This is a genomic window from Siccirubricoccus deserti, from assembly GCF_014283215.1.
Taxonomy (GTDB): Bacteria; Pseudomonadota; Alphaproteobacteria; order Acetobacterales; family Acetobacteraceae; genus Siccirubricoccus; species Siccirubricoccus deserti.
The window spans coordinates 131,152-147,719 of sequence record NZ_JACOMF010000010.1; the positions used below are offsets into that span (position 1 = coordinate 131,152).

A 16,568-nucleotide genomic window follows, 5' to 3' on the forward strand; every position below is an offset into this window, starting at 1 on the left:
CGGAGGCGACAGGCGGCCTGGTGGCCCCCACGGTCTTCAAAACCGGCGACCCGCTCACCCCGGGTGGTGGGTTCGATTCCCATCCGCCTCCGCCATGCTCGGCTGTCAGTCGATTGGCAGAGCAAAGGCTGGCTTAGGCTTATCGAGCGGAACGTGTCGTCTGGTGTTCCCCGGTATTCGGGGGCTGATCGGCATCGTCGGAGGGAGACGGGCTGGTCTCCGCTGACTTTGTGCCTGGATTTGTGCCCAGATTACCCGCTCCAAACCTGTCCATGGCTCGATGCAGGTGCTCGGTCATGAGGTGCGAGTAGCGCATTGTCATGGTGATGGTCTTGTGCCCAAGGATGGCTCGCAAAGCGGCTATGTCGCTGGTCGCCATCAGGAATTCAGAGGCAAAATGGTGCCTCAGGTCATGGCAGCGGAACGGTACCCCGGCTCGCGCGGCGATCTTCCGGAAGGCAGTAGTGAAGGCGGTGTAGCGCTCGCCGTCTCCATGCCAGAACACATAGGGTGAGGTGATGTGCCGGGGTGTGCCCAGGATCGTGCCCAGAGCGGCATCACTCAGCGGCACCACTCTCGGCGATGAGGTCTTGGTCTTGGTCAGCCTGACCTCCCGCCGTGGGGTCGAGACCTGCGACCATTCAAGCGAGCAGACCTCATCCATGCGCATACCGGTCTGGGCAAGAAAGTGGATGATCCGTCCCGCCGTCGGTGGGGCGCAGGCCACCAGTTGCTTGACCTGCTCGACCGACGGATAGGCAGTACGGGGTACAGACTCTCGGATGTACCGCCTGCTGAACTGGCGCACTGGGTTTAGATCAATGTAGTCCCAGGTTACCGCGCAGGAGCAGAGGCAACTGAGTGTGGCGAGGTCCCGGCGTACTGTTGCCCCCTTGGCGCCCGCCTTGAGTCGTGCCGTGGCATAATCCGCCAACCGGCTGCGGTTGATCTCGTCGAGATAGAGGTCACCGAAGGCTGCGGCGAGTTGCCGAAAGCTGGTCCGATAGCGGCTTTGGGTAGATGGCTTGAGGGTGGGCAGGTAGTCGGTCGAGAACCGCTCTAGGGCTTCGCGGTAGGTTCGGCGCGGCCGTCCGCCGTGATCGAGGCGGCGATGCTCATCCAGCAACCGGGCGAGCACCCGCTGAGCAACTGCCTTCGACGACGTACGGGCCGAGCGGCGGACCTCGGTGCCTCTCCACTGGAAGCGCACCCACCATGTTGAGCCGCGCCGATAGACGGTTGCCACGGCCGATCAGGCCGTGGCCGCCATCGTCGTCGATCCCCGCCGACCACCCGGGAGGCTCCTATATAATGTGGAGGGTGCGCACCCGACCTGCCGGGCAATCTCCGCCATTGACAGGTTGCCGTTTCCCATGAGGGTCTGAGCGATCGTCAGCTTGGTCTGGTCGAGGGCACGGGGACGACCGCCGACACGGCCGCGCAGACGGCTGGCCCGCAGCCCGGCCTTGGTCCGCTCGACGATGATCTCGCGCTCCATCTGGCCCAACGCCCCGAGGATGTTGAACAGGAACCGGCCGCTCGGCGTCGAGGTGTCGATGCTCTCGGTGAGGGACCGGAGCGCGATACCACGGCGTTGAAGATCATCGGCGATGTCGATCAGGTGCCGGAGGGACCTCGCCAGCCGATCAAGGCGCCAGACACAAATTTGGTCGCCCGGTCGGGCCGTCTCCAACAACCGGGCCAGTTCAGGCCGATCGGCGCGGGTCCCGCTCGCCGTCTCGACGAATACCCTCTCGCAGCCCGCCCCGCGGAGAGCATCAAGCTGTAGAGCGTGATCCTGCTGGTCAGTCGAGACCCGCGCGTAGCCGAGAAGCATGCCCGTCATCTCCCAATACTCATCTGCACCCCGCCTAATTCGGAGTCCAGTTGTAGGATAGAGTATTGGGACGTTCCGTCACTCTAATTAGACGTGCATTCGAGAGGGCTCGACGAGTTCTTGAAACCGGTCGTTTGAAGGAGACGCAATGCACCTCTGGCCTGTGGCCGACTGAGGAAGATCGGGACGAGGGTCAGCCTCAGGCGTCCCACCTCCGCCCTGATCCTCTCGGTCGTGCAGGCGCCGTGCACCGCCCAGGGCGGATGGCCCCGCACCTTTGCCGACCAGTCAGGACGCCTGGGCCAGTATCGTCTCATCGGTCGTATGGACAATCATCCCGCGCCGCCATTGATCGGCGATCAGTCCCAATGATCCTGAACGGCCGTCTCGCCACTACGGATGAGCACCCAACATAGACGAGACAACGGTCAGTCTGCTCGATCCGGCGGGAGCGGAGTCAATGGCTAATGCGCCGCCACCGCTTAATTGTGGACTTTGTTACACGATAGCGCCTCGCTAGCACGTTGGTACTCTCATCGGAGGCGCGGATCGCCGCTATCTCGTCCTCGGTCAGCCGCCTGTCCTTCGGTGCGGGATCGATGGGCACCTGCCGCACCTGCACGCTGCGCCACGTCCTGCCCTCGCGTGCTGCCCGGACATTATTCTCACTAATATTGTAGTGCTGGGCGAAATGCTGATGTGGAAGGGGCGACATCCGCATTGCGGCCACGGCCGCAGCGGTCAGCTTGGCTCCATTGGGCAGCTTTCGTGCGACGGCCTCTCCGCAAACGTGTGCCCAGGATGCCCCGGCGCGTGCCGCAGCGACGGTTTCGACTGCGACGCCGAGTTCCGCCGCGAGTTCCTTGTTGGTCCGGCGCGATGCGCGGATGCGAGCGACGGTTGCCTCCGTCAGCTTAGCCAGCGGGTGGTTGTCCCCACGTCGGTGCATTTCAGTATCCACGCTCAGAGCAATGGCCTATCCAATGCGAACAGCAGCGCTTAAACCCTGCATTCGCAGGGAACAAAAATCAAAAACGTTGGAGCCAATCCAGTCGCGTGTGGTGGGCAGCGCCAGCACAACGGACCGAGCGCATGCTCTCCGGCATCGTCCCCAGCATGGTCTTGAGCATCACCCCCGGCACGCCCGACCAGCCGTGGACCATCCCTGGCCGCCACCATCCAGTCACGACTGGTGAAGCGCGGGCGTCGTTCACCAACTTCCGCCTCTCGGTCATGTTCCGAGTAGTCGGAGAACTCGACCCTTGCGGGTAGCCCTTGCCGCCGAGCGCGTGATGGGTCCAGGCCAACTGCTCCTCACGGGTTCCTGGCGGCATGATCTGGCCCGGCTGGTTGCCCCTACTTAATGATTGCGCTCTGGTGCTCGGCTACTTCCTCCCAGGTGATCTTTCGACGATGCCGATGACGCCTGCCGCCGCACCTAATGGTACGCGCTAGACGCTTGGTATTCTGGTGCGAACCTCTGGGTTCGCCCCTTCTCGGACCTTCGTGGCCGAGGGTCACAGGTCGTGTCCGGCCTCGTGCTAGAGCATTTTGGGTTTAGGCGGGCTCAGTATCCGGGGCGCGGCGTTCAGAAGCGCCCGGCTGGCCCGTTCCTCAGGCAACCGGCGGTCAGCCCGGAACCCGTGCAACTCGAAACCGCTCTAGCAGGTAGGCATATATCCGATTTGCGTTTTGATACAAAATAGTTATTATTTTCCTGTCATATGAAGGTCAGTCACATGGAAACCGCCTGCCAAGCTGAGATGAGCCACATGGAGACTGTAAAATACATCAATGTGCTGGCACATCAGGGAGAGTTACTTCTGGACGAACTGGAAAAATGCGAGCCCTCTTCAGACTTCATGAAAAAATACAGCGGTGCGGTAGATGTCTGGCTGGCCGAATCGAGAGACCTGATCCACAACGTAAGCCCAGAATCAACTCGGCAAGCGCAGAAAATCTATATCAGTGCCCATGATCGGGAGCAGTCTACTACAGCTAAAATCGTAATCAACTTGTTACTTCTGAAATCTATTCAGAAGGCATCCTGAAGCTGCTCACGGGTCTTTCTGCGCCATTGGTCAGTTGGTTTGGGCATGGGGCAGGTTTTGTCTGGCCACAGCAAGTGCCGTACTCCAATGTGGAGGAGTACGGCATGAAGGGCTTCATGGCCGGAGCTAGCTGATGGAGCAGCGAGATCGAGCGGATACCTGTGATGGTTTGGGGATCGAGCGCTGCCCACCGGTCAAGAGCCGTTCTCCTCGCCGTCGTCCACCGCTGCCCCAGTCCGGAAGATGTCGGCGATTTGGGCGCCACCGACCGGCCGCCCAGTCGCCTCGGCGATCTCCGCGACCAGCGCCTCGGCCCGTGCCGCCATCATCCCCGCCAGTTCGTCCGCCCGCAGCCGCGCCGGGTCCACGAAGTGGGTCCGCAGGAAGCCGTCAAGCCGCTCGGCGGCAAGGCCCTGGCGCTCCTGTAGGCGCCGCAGGTAGACCGAGGGCGCGTCGCCGCTCAGGAAGCGGTTGGTCGGCGCCGAGAGCGCGGTCTTGTTGACGATCGAGTTGTACAGCCCGCGGCCGATCCCCCGCCGCTCGCACCACGCCCGCGGGAAGATGTGGTGGATGTCGATGCTCTCGTCGAAGTAGGTTTGCTCGTCCACCCCGGCGCCCGTCCGCCAGTCCTGCGCGCCGCCGCGCTGCATGATCAACGCGTGCAGCCCCTTGTAGGCGGCCGACTGCCGCGAGCGCAGGGTGAGCAGCCGGTCGGCAACGAAGTTGCACTCCTGTACGGTTTGGGGCACCGGCCCTCCGCCGAGCGCCCAGGCGGTCACCTCCGGTAGGTCTCGCGCGAACCGGCTCTCGATGGCCGAGCCGTAGAGTTCGCCAAACACCCCGCACCAGTACCACTGCCGCACCCGGCGGCGCACCGCGTCGTCGTTCCAGCGGTCGCCGAGGCCGATCAGGATCGTCGAGAGCGGCACAAGCTGGGTGCGGTAGGGAAGATCGTCGCCGCCGAACACCTTCTCCCGCCAGAGGAACTGGCGGGCGCGGCGGAAGCCCTCCTCAGCGTGGTCGGCCTGGGCCCGGTAGCCCGCGAGGGGCAGATCGAGGATCGCCTGACGCGTGCAACTGATCGCGGGCGCGTCCGAGCCCCCCTGCGCGCGGCGGGCGGAGGTGTGGAGGAGGGAGACGGCCTGGAGGAAATCCGTGTTCTCGATCGCCCTTAGGACCCGCCCGGCCTCGGCGAGGCGCGCTGCCCGACCGGGATGCCGCTGACCGGGCCTTGAGACGCCGTACCAATCCTCGCGGAGGTTGAAGCCGTCCGCGGCGTAGGTGGCCGTCAGCAGTTCGAAGGCAGTCAGCGGCACGCCGCCCGTGTTGACCTTCTCGAAAACGCGGCAGACCGCCTCCTTGCTCGCGCTCCGACGCAATTGGATGACCGGCACCGGGTAGGTCTTGAAGGTGTCGATGAAGTCGCTGCGGAAGCGGTTGAACCGCTCGATCTTCTCCGGCGCGTAGCCCCAGTGCTGCATCCAGCCGGTGAACCAACGGTCGCTGTCGAAGATCGAGCGCAGGGGGAAACACTCGTTCGCGTACTCGCCCTCCGGCGTAGACAGATCGAGGACGATTTCGCGCCCGAAGTCGCGCTTGATCCGGCGGTCCTCCGGCACGCTGAACACAGCCTGCTCGCGGTCCTCGGCGCTGCCGAGCGCCTTGCGGATGTCCACGTAGTACCAGCGCTCGACCTCACGTCCCTTGTCGTCCCGGGTGCGGATGGCGCGGTCGAGGGTGAGCGCCTGAAAAAGCGAGGTGAGCCGCTGCTGCCCATCGAGTATCAGGCGCTCGGGCGTGGGCGGCGGGCCGTCGAGCCCTACGCCCTCCACGAGGCGGGGCTGGAACCGCACCTCGCCACCCGTCATCAGAGTCATGACCGCACCGATCGGAAATGAGCGCGAGATGCTTGTGGCGACGCTGCGGATGTGCTCGTCGTCCCACACCCAGCCGCGCTGGAAGTCGGGCAGTTGTATCCTGCCGCGGCCTATCTCCTTCAGCAGGGCCTCAAGCGTGTCCTGCGTAGCGTCGAACGTGGTCTCGGCGGTCACGCCGCGGTCTCCTCGGATGGGTCAGGAAAACTGGTGGTGGACGCCACGGCACCGGCAGCACGGCGGTGAGTCGAGGTGGGCAGGGTGCTCCTTGGACGGAGACTCGGGCCGTGGATGCCGCTCGCCGGAGAGCGGCAACACGTGCACCCGCCGCTCAAGCCGCGGCCGCCTCCTCTCTGATGGACTCCAGGCCGTAGGTCGCCATCAGTCCCGCGAGGGTCGCGTTGGCCGTTACAGTATTGTCGGGGATGAGGGCGTACCGCCAGGGCTTCCGGCCCGTGGCGCGAGCGTGCTCGTTGGCGTGGCCGACCCAGATGCGCGCGGCCGTCGCCTTGGCCTGCACCTCCTGGCTCTCCATGTCTCGCCGCGCCTTAACCTCGCAGATCAACTTCTCGGTCTGCGTCTCCACCACGAAGTCCGGCTCGTACCGTTGGCCGCGGCGGTACCATATCTCGAACTGCCGCCGTCCGGGCTTCACCCAGCGCATGACGCTGGCGTCGCCGTCGATCAGCACCGCGAAGCGACGCTCGTCGTCGGAGTGGAACGCCTGCTTGAGGTAGCAGCATTTCGTGAACCCGGCGAACACGTGCTTCCGGGTGTCCGCCCGCGGCGTGACCGGGTTGCTGAAGTCGCGGGCCTCCTGCCCGTGCGGCTGGCTGAAGTTCTGCCTCTTGAGGACTTGGAACCCCTTCTCGACGCGGACCCTATAGGTGGTCTCCGCCTCCTCGTAATGGTCCATCATCTGGCGGAACATGAACTCGGCGATTCGCCTGCCTTGCGTGAGCAGCACCCGCTCCACCTCGTCCTCGCTGGCGAGGTAGGAGCGGAGGCGGCCGACAACCTGCCCGGCGAGCTTGTACAGCAAGTCGGCGTGGGCGTCGTAGTCGATCTCGGGCATGCCGATCAGTTCGGCCACCACGTAGTCCTCAGGCCGCTCTTGCCTGATCCCGCTCATCCGGACGGCGATGAACGACCGCATGCGGGTCCGTAGCTGCTGCACGACAATCTCATCGTCCAGCGGTCGGAAGGCGATGCTGTCGAGGCTCTTGAGGTCGAAGTCGCGGAAGGTGAAGCTCACCGTCCCGTCGGGTACCACCACGATTTCGGGAATCTCGATGGTACCCGCGGCCACCTGCTCCGCTACCTTGGCGACGATTTGGGCCACATCCGGGCCGGTCTCCCCCACGACCGGCAGGGCGCCCTGCGCGGGCCTCGCCATCTCCCTCACCTGCGCGGCGATCTCAGCCTGCACTTCCGGCTTGGCGAGGTCCGCCACACCGCCGAGCTTGCGTTCCATCCGGCCGATCACGTCCAGGGCGACCCCAGCCACGGCCCGCTCCTCGGGGCTGGAGAACACGAGAGACGGCGACTGCTCGCCCTCGGAGAGGCCGCGCCCGGTCAAGGCCACTTCCACGGAGGACGGCGCCTCGACTAGTTCGACGTTTTCCGCGGGTATCTCACCCCCCGCGCCGATCTTGATGGCCTTCATCTGGATCAGGGAGTTCGGGTCCTGCGCGGCCCGGATGACCTCCTCGAAGCGGTCGTGAGCGATGATGGTCAGCCGGTCGATCGGCTCGACCCCGGTCCGCTCACCGTACGGCAGGCGCAGGCCGCGGCCCAACGTCTGCTCGGTCAGAATGTCCGAGGCCGAGGCGCGCAGCGGGACGATCGTGAACAGGTTGGTCACGTCCCAACCTTCCTTCAGCTTGTTCACGTGGATCACGATCTCGGTCGTCGGGTCCGTCTCCAGCGCGAGGAGGCGCTGCGTCGCCTCCTCGGTCTCCTCGCCCGTGGTGGCGCTGTCAACGCGGATGACCCGGCCCTTGTAGTAGCCGTCGAAGAAGGCGTCGCCCTCGATCAGTTCGCGGAGGCGCTGCGCGTGGGCGGTGTCCTGCGCCACCACCAGCATGAAGGGATGCACCAGCCGCTTGCCTGTGTCCCGGTGGTACATCTCCAACTCCACCTTGACCTGGGTGTGGGCGTGGATGCCGTCCTCCAGCTTGATCTTCTCGATCTGCTCGTCCGTGAAGTCCCTGGGGTTGAAGTTGGCGCGGGTCGCCACCGCGGGCTCCTTGACGAAGCCATGTTCCATCGCCTCGCGTAGGCCGAAGCGGTAGACGACGTTCCGGAACTCTACTGGGCGGGCGCCCACGGTCTTGGGCGTGGCGGTCAGTTCCAGCCCCAGCACCGGCTTCAACTCGGCGACCGCGCGGACGCCCGCCTTGGCGCGGTAGCGATGTGCCTCGTCCATCAGCAGCACTAGGTCGGGCAGGGCGGCGAGGTGGTCGAAGTAGCTCTCGCCGATGTACTCGTTGAGCTTCTTGATCCGGCCCGCGTCCTTGTTGATCTTGTCCACGTTGAACACGTTGACGATGACGCCGTTGTTCCGCTGGGCGGCGTCGATGAGCAGGGCGGACTGGTCCCAGGTGTCGCCCGTGACCACGACCGGCGGGTGCGCCGCGAACTCGGCGACGCCCTTGAAAACGTACTTAGGGGTGCCCGGCGTCAGGTCAGCGACGAGCTTCTGGTAGATCGTGGTGTTCGGGGCGAGGACGAAGAAGTTGCGCGACCGCCCAGTCAGGTACAGGTAGCCGATGAACGCGCCCATCAGCCGGGTCTTTCCGACCCCGGTGGCAAGGGCGAAGCAGAGCGAAGGGAACGCGCGCTCGAAGTCCTCCACGGTCGGATGGCGGTCTCGGACAAGTGCGAGCGCTGCATCCAGATCGGCGTCCTTCTTCAGCGCGAGCCGGTCGAGCACGTCGGCGAGGATGGTCAGGGACTCCTCCTGCGGCAGGCGCAGGCTCATCCGGGCGCAGATGTCGCGGAGCACGCGGCTGCCGGGCTTGGTGGTGTCCAGCATCGCTCAAGCCTCCGTCCGCGCGGGCTGTTCGAACAGGTTCGGGGTGTCCAGGCTAGCGGCCCGGGGCTTCTTGCCCGGCTTCGGCGGTGGTGCCTCCACGCTCGCATCATCACCACTGGGCTCACGTTCCACAGTCGGCAGGCTGGCGACGCGCAGGCTGTAGTCGTCCCGCCCCCACTCGCAGTTGGCCAATACGGCCTGTGGGATTTTCCGCACCGTGAGGTTGGCGAACTCCTCAGGCTTGCCGCTGTACGCCTTACAGCAGATCAGCAGGTGCCGGTCCGGCCCCGCGTCGTGGGAGAGGGCGGCGAGCATGCCGTGCGTGACAGCCTGCGTGGTGACGTAGATAAAGTCCCGCTCCGATGAGTAGCCGTGGTTCCAGTACTCGGCCGGGTTCTGCGAGGGCGAGTAGGTGAAGCCCATGTGCTTGCACATGGCCTCCGCAAGCATGGCCGGATTGTATTCTTTGGAGACAACCCAGTTGCCCCACTTGTCGCGTTCGAGCAAGGAGGGGGCAAGATGGTAAAAGCGATAGCCACCGCCGCCTTGCCAGTCTAGTGCGTCAGTGACTCCGCCCTTGTCTGCCCCGTCGATTACCTTGCGCATGCGTGGCACAATATGCGTGGTCGCATGGTCTCCGACTTCGACCATTATCCAGCGCCGCCTCATCTTGTGCGCGACAGCGCCGGTCGTGCCGGACCCAGCAAAGGAGTCGAGCACCAGATCACCAGGGTTTGTGGCGATCTCTAGGATGCGGCGTATCAAACGTTCCGGCTTTGGGGTGGCAAACGTATCGTCGCGTCCGAATAGGGCGTGACTTTCTTTTTTTGCTTCATCTGTATGCCCAACTTCTTCGTGGGGCCACCAAGTCCAAGGCACGAGCCCATCGACCTCGGACAAATACCTGATGACTGATGGTTGGCTTGAGCCATCTTTTCCGAAGTAGATGCGTCCCTCTGCAAAAAGTTGTTTGTATTTGGGCTCAATCATTCCCCAGCATCTACCTTCCGGAGGCTTGTGCCGGGCGCCAGATGGAGTGACGATTTCATACATCTGGTTCGGCCGAAAGCCTTGCGCCGTCATGGGGATACCGCGCCAGCGGCCTTTCGGGTCGTTGTTGGTATTTTTGTAAACGGCAGCGCTTTTCTCATCTAGCGGCACGCGGTTACGCACTTTTTTGAATGCATCTAGCTGGCGCGCATAAACTAAAATGTAGTCGTGAGCGTCGCCAATAGTCTCGCGGTTTTCCCGCGAGTACCGTTTCTGCCAAACACAGGTAGCCACAAAATTCGCGCGTCCGAAAATCTCATCCATTAATACTCGGAGGTAGGCATACTCCGCGTCATCTATTGAAATCCATATAGAACCATCGTCTGATAGAAACCGATGAAGCAGTTCTAGTCTCGCGCGCATCAACGAAAGCCACAGGGAATGCTCAATGCCATCGTCATACTGCGCGAATGCTGAGCCAGTGTTATACGGAGGATCGATGCAGATACATTTCACCCGCCCGGTCAAATCGCGCTCCAACGCCTTCAGTGCAAGAAGGTTGTCACCCTGAATTAGCGTGTTGTCGAAATGGTCATCGGCTGACCGCGTGGCTGCGTGATAGCTTCGCTGTGTATTTTCGATCAGGATTCGTGGCTCAAGCCGTGGCCGCTCATCCTTACCAACCCATGTCAATTCGAGCTTCTGCTTCCGGGTCATCAGACCAGCCCCCAGCGGATGGTGAAGATCGGCTCGACCGTTGGCACCAGTTGGAGGTCGGCCTGTAGCTGATCGAGAATGCCTTCGACTTCCACGCGGATCGCCTTTTTGCGCTGGTAAGTTTCGAGTTTCTTGTCGTCGATTTGCGCCTCGATCCGCTTGATCGCGCGCTGCTCGTCGATCTTCTGCTGCGCGGTTAGGGCAGCGGCGGTGCGCAGCGCCTTGCGCCGCTCCCGCACCTCCCGCTCCAGCCGCTTGATCTCCTCCTCGGCCGCTACCTCAAGGTCGTCGGCGTAGCGGTCGAGCTTGTCCGTCTCCACGCCAAGCCAGCGGTCGTTCTCCTCCGCCGCCCGCGCGACGTGCTGCCCGCGAATCTCCGCGTCGAGCACGTCGAGGCGAGCCGGGGGGTCCACTGCCGCGTCACGCCGCCGCCCGGGCAGCAGGAACAGGCGCTCGACCACCTTCTCGTCCAGCACCTTGCCGTCGTCCGTGGAGGCGGCCGCGACCATGTGCTCAACGGTCCGCCCGGCCGAGCGCAGCTTCAGCTTGCTGGCCCGCAGCCAACCGCCCCGGCCGATGAAGGGCTCGATGTCGGTCAGGCGCCCGCCTCCCTGTTGGCGGTAGGCGGCGTAGTCGAACTCCACCGCCGCGACCGGCAGACTCCGCGCCTTGGCCTCGGCCACGAGGTCGAGGGCGAGATTGCCGTCGGAGAGACGGAAGAACTGCCAACCCCTCTCGTCGGCGACCGGCCAGCCGGTGGTCCACGTCGTCCCCTGGTGTTCGAATACGGGGCTGCCGTCGCTGTGTTCACGGAACTCCACCCCGGGCAGTTCCACCTTGGCCAGCACGATCAGCCGTTGCTCGAACTCGCCCAGTATGCGCTTGAGATTGTCCTGGCGGGTGCGCAGCAGGCGCACCACGTCCTCGTCCACGTTGAGCAGCAGGCGATCGCGGGCGTCCCGAAGGTCCGCCTCGATCTGTGGCTGAAGGCTCTCCGTCAGGTCATTGAAGGCCGCCTCGATCTCCTCGGCGCTGCGGGAGGTCTGGACGATCTGGTGGACCCGGCGCTCGAAGTCCACGCCGCTCTCGATCGCCCCCAGCACCTCGTCACTGGCGCCGAACACCCCGTCGAACAGCCGGAACTTCTGGCTCAGGAGTTGGAAAACTCGCTCCTCGGCATGGTTCTTGGCGTTGAGCAGGTTCACCACGGTCACGTCGATCTTCTGGCCGTAGCGGTGGCAACGCCCGATCCGCTGCTCGACGCGCTGAGGGTTCCAAGGCAAGTCGTAGTTCACCAGCAGGGAACAGAATTGCAGATTGATGCCCTCGGCACCGGACTCGGTGGCGATCAGGATCATCTTCTCGTCGCGGAACGCCTCCACGATCGCCGCCTTCATGTCGGCGGTTTTGGAGCCAGACACCCGGTCCGTCCCGGCGTGCCGCGCCAGCCAGTCGGCGTGGATGCGCTGGCTCTCGGGGTCGGTGTTGCCGCCGTTGAGCAGCACCACCTGCCCGGCGAAGCCGTTCTGGGCCAGAAGCTCGGCAAGGTAGGACTGGGTGCGGACGCTCTCGGTGAACACCACTGCCTTGCGCGCGCCGCCCTTCGCCTCCACGGCATCGAGCAGACCGGGCAGTTCCCGGGCCAGCCGCTCGCCCTTAGCGTTGGACCGGATGGAGCGGGCGAGGTCGCGGTAGCCGGTCAACTCCGCGATCTCGGTGGCGATGGCCTCCGCGGTCGGACGGGCAGTCGGAGCGGGTCCGGCACCGTCCGGGGCGTCGGCGTCGTCGTCCAGCACGCCCGCCTCCTCGGCAAGCTCCTCGATGGTGTCGAGGTCCGCAAGGGCGTCGAGATCGGCCGCCGCGTGCTCGGCCTCTAGCCGGTCGATGATGCGGGAGAGGGTCTGCGAGATCGCGTAGCTCGACGAGCCGAGGATTTTGCGCAGGGCCATGGTGACCAGCGCGTTCGGCTTGCCGCCGAGATAGCAGGTGTCGGCGCGTTGGAGGAAGGCCGAGACCCGCTCGTATAGCTCGACCTCCTCGTCGTGCGGGTCGAACCGGAAGGTGACGGGCAGGCGGCGGGTGTAGCTGATGTGCCCGGCCTCCTGCACGGTCCGCCGGAGCGTCCGGCGGCAGACCGGCTCCAGGCGCCTGCGCAGGATCATCAGGTTCGCCGGGTCGGGCCGCTGTCCACCGTAGAGGGTCCGGAAGCTCGCCTCGTCCCCGAACACCTTGTCGTCGATGACCGAAACCAGCCCGTACAACTCCATGATGTTGTTCTGGAGGGGCGTGGCCGTGAGCAGGAGCTTGAAGGTGTGCGCGAGGGCGTCCTTCAGGCGCTTGGCGCGGGACGCGGCCCCGTTGCGGTAGACGTTGCGCAAGCGGTGCGCCTCGTCGAGGACCGCCACGTCCCAGGCCACGGCGGCAAGGTCGTCGGCTCGCCTCGCCGCGAACTCGTAGGAGCAGAGGATGATCTTGCCGTCGGCCTCGAACGGGCGGCGGTACCCGGCCTTCAGGCGCTCCTGATAAGTGCGGGCCTCCATGATGAGGACGGGCAGGGAGAACTTCTCCCAGAGTTCCTGCGCCCACTGCTTCCGCAGGGAGGCGGGAACGACCAGCAGGATGCGGCGCTTCCGCTCGGCCCACTTCTGGGCCACGACCAAACTGGCCTCGATCGTCTTGCCCAGCCCGACCTCATCGGCCAGCAGGACCCCCTTGGAGAGGGGCGACTGGAGGGCGAACAGGGCCGCATCGACCTGATGCGGGTTCATATCCACCCGCGCCGTGGTCAGGGCCTTGGCGAAGGCGTCCTCATCGACGCCCTCCAAGGTGATCCGGTGGGCGAGGTATTGGCTGTGGTAGGGCGTGAATGGGGGCATCTTGCCGAGGCTGAGATTCGAGACAGGAAAGCGTTTGTAGGATCGCGCTTATGCGATCGAGGGGCAACCCTTGAGCAAGCACCGGTTTCACAGAGCCGATCGACGGTCGTGCCTTCAGCGGTTCCAGAGCTACCCGCTGTGCTGATCGCCTCCACGCCCAATCACTTGACGATCATGCCCGGATTGTCGGCGGCCCGGGTTGGCCCACGCTGGTCGGGTGCTGACCGCCCGGGTCCTCTCCCCTGTCGCCGCCCTCCTTCCAGCCGGTGTTCGGAAAACCCCTCTGGATCGATGTCCCTGAAACCCGCCTCCGACCGTGGGTCGGGACGCCGCTGGGCAGGCGGAGCGTTCATCCCACCTTGCGCGGGTGCCCTTCCTGCAAACGGGCGAGCACCATCTCTGCACCCTCGACGAGGAGTGCCTGAATGGTCCTACCGCTGCTACGCGCCAGCGCTGCCAGCCGTTCATGCATTTCGACATCGAGCACGACGGTCGCGGTCCGCTTGCCGCGCCGGTAACCGTTGCGGCGCTTGCCGATGGCGAGATCGCCTTGCCGCGGGTCAGGGATCGGGCCTTGGTCCTCCTCATCGACCTCCTCCTCGGCAGGCTGCACATGTGCAGCCGCCACTTGCTTCGACGATGCTCTGGACGCCTGCACAGGTGCAGCCCGGAATTGCTCGACGAGGCGCGCCGCCTCGGCGCTGGCCGCCGCCAAAGCGGCGTCCAGCGTCCTGGCCTGGGCGTAGGGGGTGTCGATGGGCAATCGTGCTCGACGACGACCGAACACGATGGGCGGGACCCGCAACTGCCATTCGGCGCAGTCGCGGCCGTTGGCTCGAATCTTGATGCGGATGCCGGGCGGGACGACCTCTTCGCAGACGAATCGGTGGGCGATGCGTTGACGGAAGGGAACGCGCCAGCCGCTCGCGGCGAGCTTGGCAAAGAACGGGTCCTGCATGCAGGAATGCTCGACGGGCGGCCCGGGCGCCGTCGAATGACGAGCCCTCGATTGAGGACTCGTGGGGTTTCCCGGTCAGGCCGCAGGTTGCGGGACTGCTGATCGTCGAGGTGGGCGACCTTCGCCGTCACGGTCCTACCCCGGACCACCCGCCAGATTAGGGGCAGCCACACCCTCCTCATAACGACCGGTTTCAAGAACTCGTCGAGCCGTCTCGAATCTACATCTAATTATGCTGACAAGATATCCCAATACTCTATCCTGAAACACACCTCCGAATACTCGGATGGTAGGTTGAGTTTTGGGAGATGGTGGGGATGCTTCTCGGCTACGCTCGTGTGAGTGACAGCAGCCAGAACCACGACCTGCAAATGGACGCCCTGCGCGCCGCAGGTTGTGAGCGCATCTGGGTCGAGACGGCGAGTGGCGCCCGGGCGGACCGGACCGAACTGGCGCGGTTGCTCGAACAAGCCCGGCCCGGAGATACCATCGCCTGCTGGCGCCTGGACCGCATCGGCCGCTCCCTCCGCCACCTGACCGAGATGGCCGAGCAGCTTGAGCGGCGCGGTATCGCGCTCCGGTCCCTCACCGAGAGCATCGACACCTCGACGCCGAGCGGCAGGTTCCTGTTCAACATCCTCGGGGCGTTGGGCCAGATGGAGCGCGAGATCATCGTCGAGCGGACCAAGGCCGGGCTGCGGGCCAGCCGTCTGCGCGGCCGTGTCGGCGGTCGTCCCCGTGCCCTCGACCAGACCAAGCTGACGATCGCGCAAACCCTCATGGTTAACGGGAATCTCTCGATGGCCGAGATCGCCCGGCAGGTCGGCTGCGCTCCCTCCACCCTCTACAGGTCCCTGCCGGGCGGCCGGCGAGGATCGACGATGATGGCGGCGACGATCCCCGACGGTGGAGGGACGGTACGGGAGATGGCGGCCACGGCCTGACCGATCATGGCGACAGTCTACCGGCGGGGCTCGACGTGGTGGGTCCGATTCGTCTGGCGCGGCGCCGAGGTCCGCCGCTCGGCCCGTACGTCGTCGAAGGCAGTTGCTCAGCGGGTGCTCGCCCGGTTGCTGGATGAGCATCGCCGCCTCGATCACGGCGGACGGCCGCGCCGAACCTACCGCGAAGCCCTAGAGCGGTTCTCGACCGACTACCTGCCCACCCTCAAGCCATCTACCCAGAGCCGCTATCGGACCAGCTTTCGGCAACTCGCCGCAGCCTTCGGTGACCTCTATCTCGACGAGATCAACCGCAGTCGGTTGGCTGATTATGCCACGGCACGACTAAAGGCGGGCGCCAAGGGAGCGACAGTACGCCGGGACCTCGCCACACTCAGTTGCCTCTGCTCCTGCGCGGTAACCTGGGACTACAGTGATCTAAACCCAGTGCGACAGTTCAGCAGGCGGTACATCCGGGAGTCTGCACCCCGTACTGCCTACCCGTCGGTCGAGCAGGTCGAGCGACTGGTGGAGAACGCCCCAGCGATGGCTGGGCGAATCATCTGCTTTCTCGCCCAGACAGGCATGCGCATGGATGAGGTCTGCTCGCTAGAATGGTCGCAGGTCTCGATCCCCCGGCGGGAGGTCAGGCTGACCAAGACCAAGACCTCATCGCCGAGAGTGGTGCCGCTGAGTGATGCCGCTCTGGGCACGATCCTGGGCACACCCCGGCACATCACCTCACCCTATGTGTTCTGGCATGGAGACGGCGAGCGCTACACCGCCTTCACTACTGCCTTCCGGAAGATCGCCGCGCGAGCCGGGGTACCGTTCCGCTGCCATGACCTGAGGCACCATTTTGCCTCTGAATTCCTGATGGCGACCAGCGACATAGCCGCTTTGCGAGCCATCCTTGGGCACAAGACCATCACCATGACGATGCGCTACTCGCACCTCATGACCGACCATCTGCATCGAGCCATGGGCAGATTTGGGGCGGGTAATCCGGGCACAAATCCAGGCACAAAGTCAGCGGAGACCAGCCCGTCTCCCTCCGACGATGCCGATCAGCCCCCGAATACCGGAGAGCACCAGACGACACGTTCCGCTCGATAAGCCTAAGCCAGCCTTCGCTCTGCCAATCGACTGACAGCCAAGCATGGCGGAGGCGGATGGGAATCGAACCCACCACCCGGGGTGAGCGGGTCGCCGGTTTTGAAGGTCGGGTCGGGAGGCGGCGGGATCGCCCCATCAAGCCAACATCGATGAAATCCCAAGGTCTTGGAG

11 protein-coding genes and 1 tRNA gene are annotated in these 16,568 nt (G+C 64.6%); 4 read left to right on the top strand and 8 right to left on the bottom strand.

Features of this window, described 5'->3' with window-relative positions; genetic code table 11:
• The first annotated feature begins 1 nt into the window (after nucleotide 1).
• A tRNA-Sec gene (locus H7965_RS11235) sits at nucleotides 2-95 on the top strand.
• A gap of 44 nt (nucleotides 96-139) precedes the next feature.
• On the opposite strand, the gene H7965_RS11240 is transcribed toward H7965_RS11235, so the two are convergent.
• The 3 genes from H7965_RS11240 to H7965_RS11250 form a co-directional block, all read right to left on the bottom strand.
• Nucleotides 140-1,246 (bottom strand): tyrosine-type recombinase/integrase, encoded by a 1,107-nt coding sequence (locus H7965_RS11240; RefSeq protein WP_186770669.1) that lies wholly within the window; start codon nucleotides 1,244-1,246, stop codon nucleotides 140-142.
• A gap of 6 nt (nucleotides 1,247-1,252) precedes the next feature.
• A complete protein-coding gene (locus H7965_RS11245) occupies nucleotides 1,253-1,837 on the bottom strand; it encodes a recombinase family protein (RefSeq protein ID WP_186770670.1) in 585 nt (194 codons plus the stop codon).
• A gap of 457 nt (nucleotides 1,838-2,294) precedes the next feature.
• Entirely contained in the window at nucleotides 2,295-2,786 is a 492-nt protein-coding gene (locus H7965_RS11250) for a hypothetical protein (protein ID WP_186770671.1), read from the bottom strand.
• Between the two features lie 790 nt (nucleotides 2,787-3,576).
• Between H7965_RS11250 and H7965_RS11255 the strand changes: the two genes are divergently transcribed.
• On the top strand, nucleotides 3,577-3,888 hold the full coding sequence (locus H7965_RS11255; RefSeq protein ID WP_186770672.1) for a hypothetical protein: 312 nt from the start codon (nucleotides 3,577-3,579) through the stop codon (nucleotides 3,886-3,888).
• 194 nt (nucleotides 3,889-4,082) lie between these two features.
• Here the strand turns inward: H7965_RS11255 and H7965_RS11260 are convergent, their stop codons facing one another.
• The 5 genes from H7965_RS11260 to H7965_RS11280 all read right to left on the bottom strand — a co-directional run bounded on the left by H7965_RS11260 (nucleotide 4,083) and on the right by H7965_RS11280 (nucleotide 14,340).
• The gene (locus H7965_RS11260; protein ID WP_222440569.1) at nucleotides 4,083-5,939 is read right to left on the bottom strand and encodes a GmrSD restriction endonuclease domain-containing protein; all 1,857 of its coding nucleotides are present in this window, start codon (nucleotides 5,937-5,939) and stop codon (nucleotides 4,083-4,085) included.
• Between the two features lie 154 nt (nucleotides 5,940-6,093).
• A complete protein-coding gene (locus tag H7965_RS11265) occupies nucleotides 6,094-8,799 on the bottom strand; it encodes a DEAD/DEAH box helicase (RefSeq protein WP_186770673.1) in 2,706 nt (901 codons plus the stop codon).
• Nucleotides 8,800-8,802: 3 nt separating this feature from the next.
• Nucleotides 8,803-10,506 (bottom strand): site-specific DNA-methyltransferase, encoded by a 1,704-nt coding sequence (locus tag H7965_RS11270; RefSeq protein ID WP_186770674.1) that lies wholly within the window; start codon nucleotides 10,504-10,506, stop codon nucleotides 8,803-8,805.
• Nucleotides 10,506-13,382 (bottom strand): SNF2-related protein, encoded by a 2,877-nt coding sequence (locus H7965_RS11275; RefSeq protein WP_186770675.1) that lies wholly within the window; start codon nucleotides 13,380-13,382, stop codon nucleotides 10,506-10,508. Before H7965_RS11275 ends, H7965_RS11270 begins: the two co-directional genes overlap by 1 nt.
• A 349-nt stretch (nucleotides 13,383-13,731) precedes the next feature.
• On the bottom strand, nucleotides 13,732-14,340 hold the full coding sequence (locus H7965_RS11280; RefSeq protein ID WP_186770676.1) for a hypothetical protein: 609 nt from the start codon (nucleotides 14,338-14,340) through the stop codon (nucleotides 13,732-13,734).
• A gap of 317 nt (nucleotides 14,341-14,657) precedes the next feature.
• Here H7965_RS11280 and H7965_RS11285 point away from each other — a divergent pair, with 317 nt between their 5' ends.
• Together H7965_RS11285 and H7965_RS11290 are read left to right on the top strand one after the other, a co-directional pair.
• Nucleotides 14,658-15,284, top strand: coding sequence for a recombinase family protein (locus tag H7965_RS11285; protein WP_186770677.1), 627 nt, complete (start codon nucleotides 14,658-14,660; stop codon nucleotides 15,282-15,284).
• A 6-nt stretch (nucleotides 15,285-15,290) separates the two neighbouring features.
• Nucleotides 15,291-16,397 carry a tyrosine-type recombinase/integrase gene (locus tag H7965_RS11290; protein ID WP_186770678.1) on the top strand — a complete coding sequence of 369 codons (1,107 nt, stop codon included), beginning with the start codon at nucleotides 15,291-15,293 and terminating at the stop codon, nucleotides 16,395-16,397.
• Nucleotides 16,398-16,568 lie beyond the last annotated feature (171 nt).

Excerpts from the sequence above, each read along its gene's own strand:
- H7965_RS11245 (WP_186770670.1), bottom strand. The coding sequence starts at position 1,837 with ATGCTTCTCGGCTACGCGCGGGTCTCGACTGACCAGCAGGATCACGCT.
- H7965_RS11250 (WP_186770671.1), bottom strand. The coding sequence starts at position 2,786 with ATGCACCGACGTGGGGACAACCACCCGCTGGCTAAGCTGACGGAGGCA.
- H7965_RS11255 (WP_186770672.1), top strand. The coding sequence starts at position 3,577 with ATGGAAACCGCCTGCCAAGCTGAGATGAGCCACATGGAGACTGTAAAA.
- H7965_RS11265 (WP_186770673.1), bottom strand. The coding sequence starts at position 8,799 with ATGCTGGACACCACCAAGCCCGGCAGCCGCGTGCTCCGCGACATCTGC.
- H7965_RS11270 (WP_186770674.1), bottom strand. The coding sequence starts at position 10,506 with ATGACCCGGAAGCAGAAGCTCGAATTGACATGGGTTGGTAAGGATGAG.
- H7965_RS11275 (WP_186770675.1), bottom strand. The coding sequence starts at position 13,382 with ATGCCCCCATTCACGCCCTACCACAGCCAATACCTCGCCCACCGGATC.
- H7965_RS11280 (WP_186770676.1), bottom strand. The coding sequence starts at position 14,340 with ATGCAGGACCCGTTCTTTGCCAAGCTCGCCGCGAGCGGCTGGCGCGTT.
- H7965_RS11285 (WP_186770677.1), top strand. The coding sequence starts at position 14,658 with ATGCTTCTCGGCTACGCTCGTGTGAGTGACAGCAGCCAGAACCACGAC.
- H7965_RS11290 (WP_186770678.1), top strand. The coding sequence starts at position 15,291 with ATGGCGACAGTCTACCGGCGGGGCTCGACGTGGTGGGTCCGATTCGTC.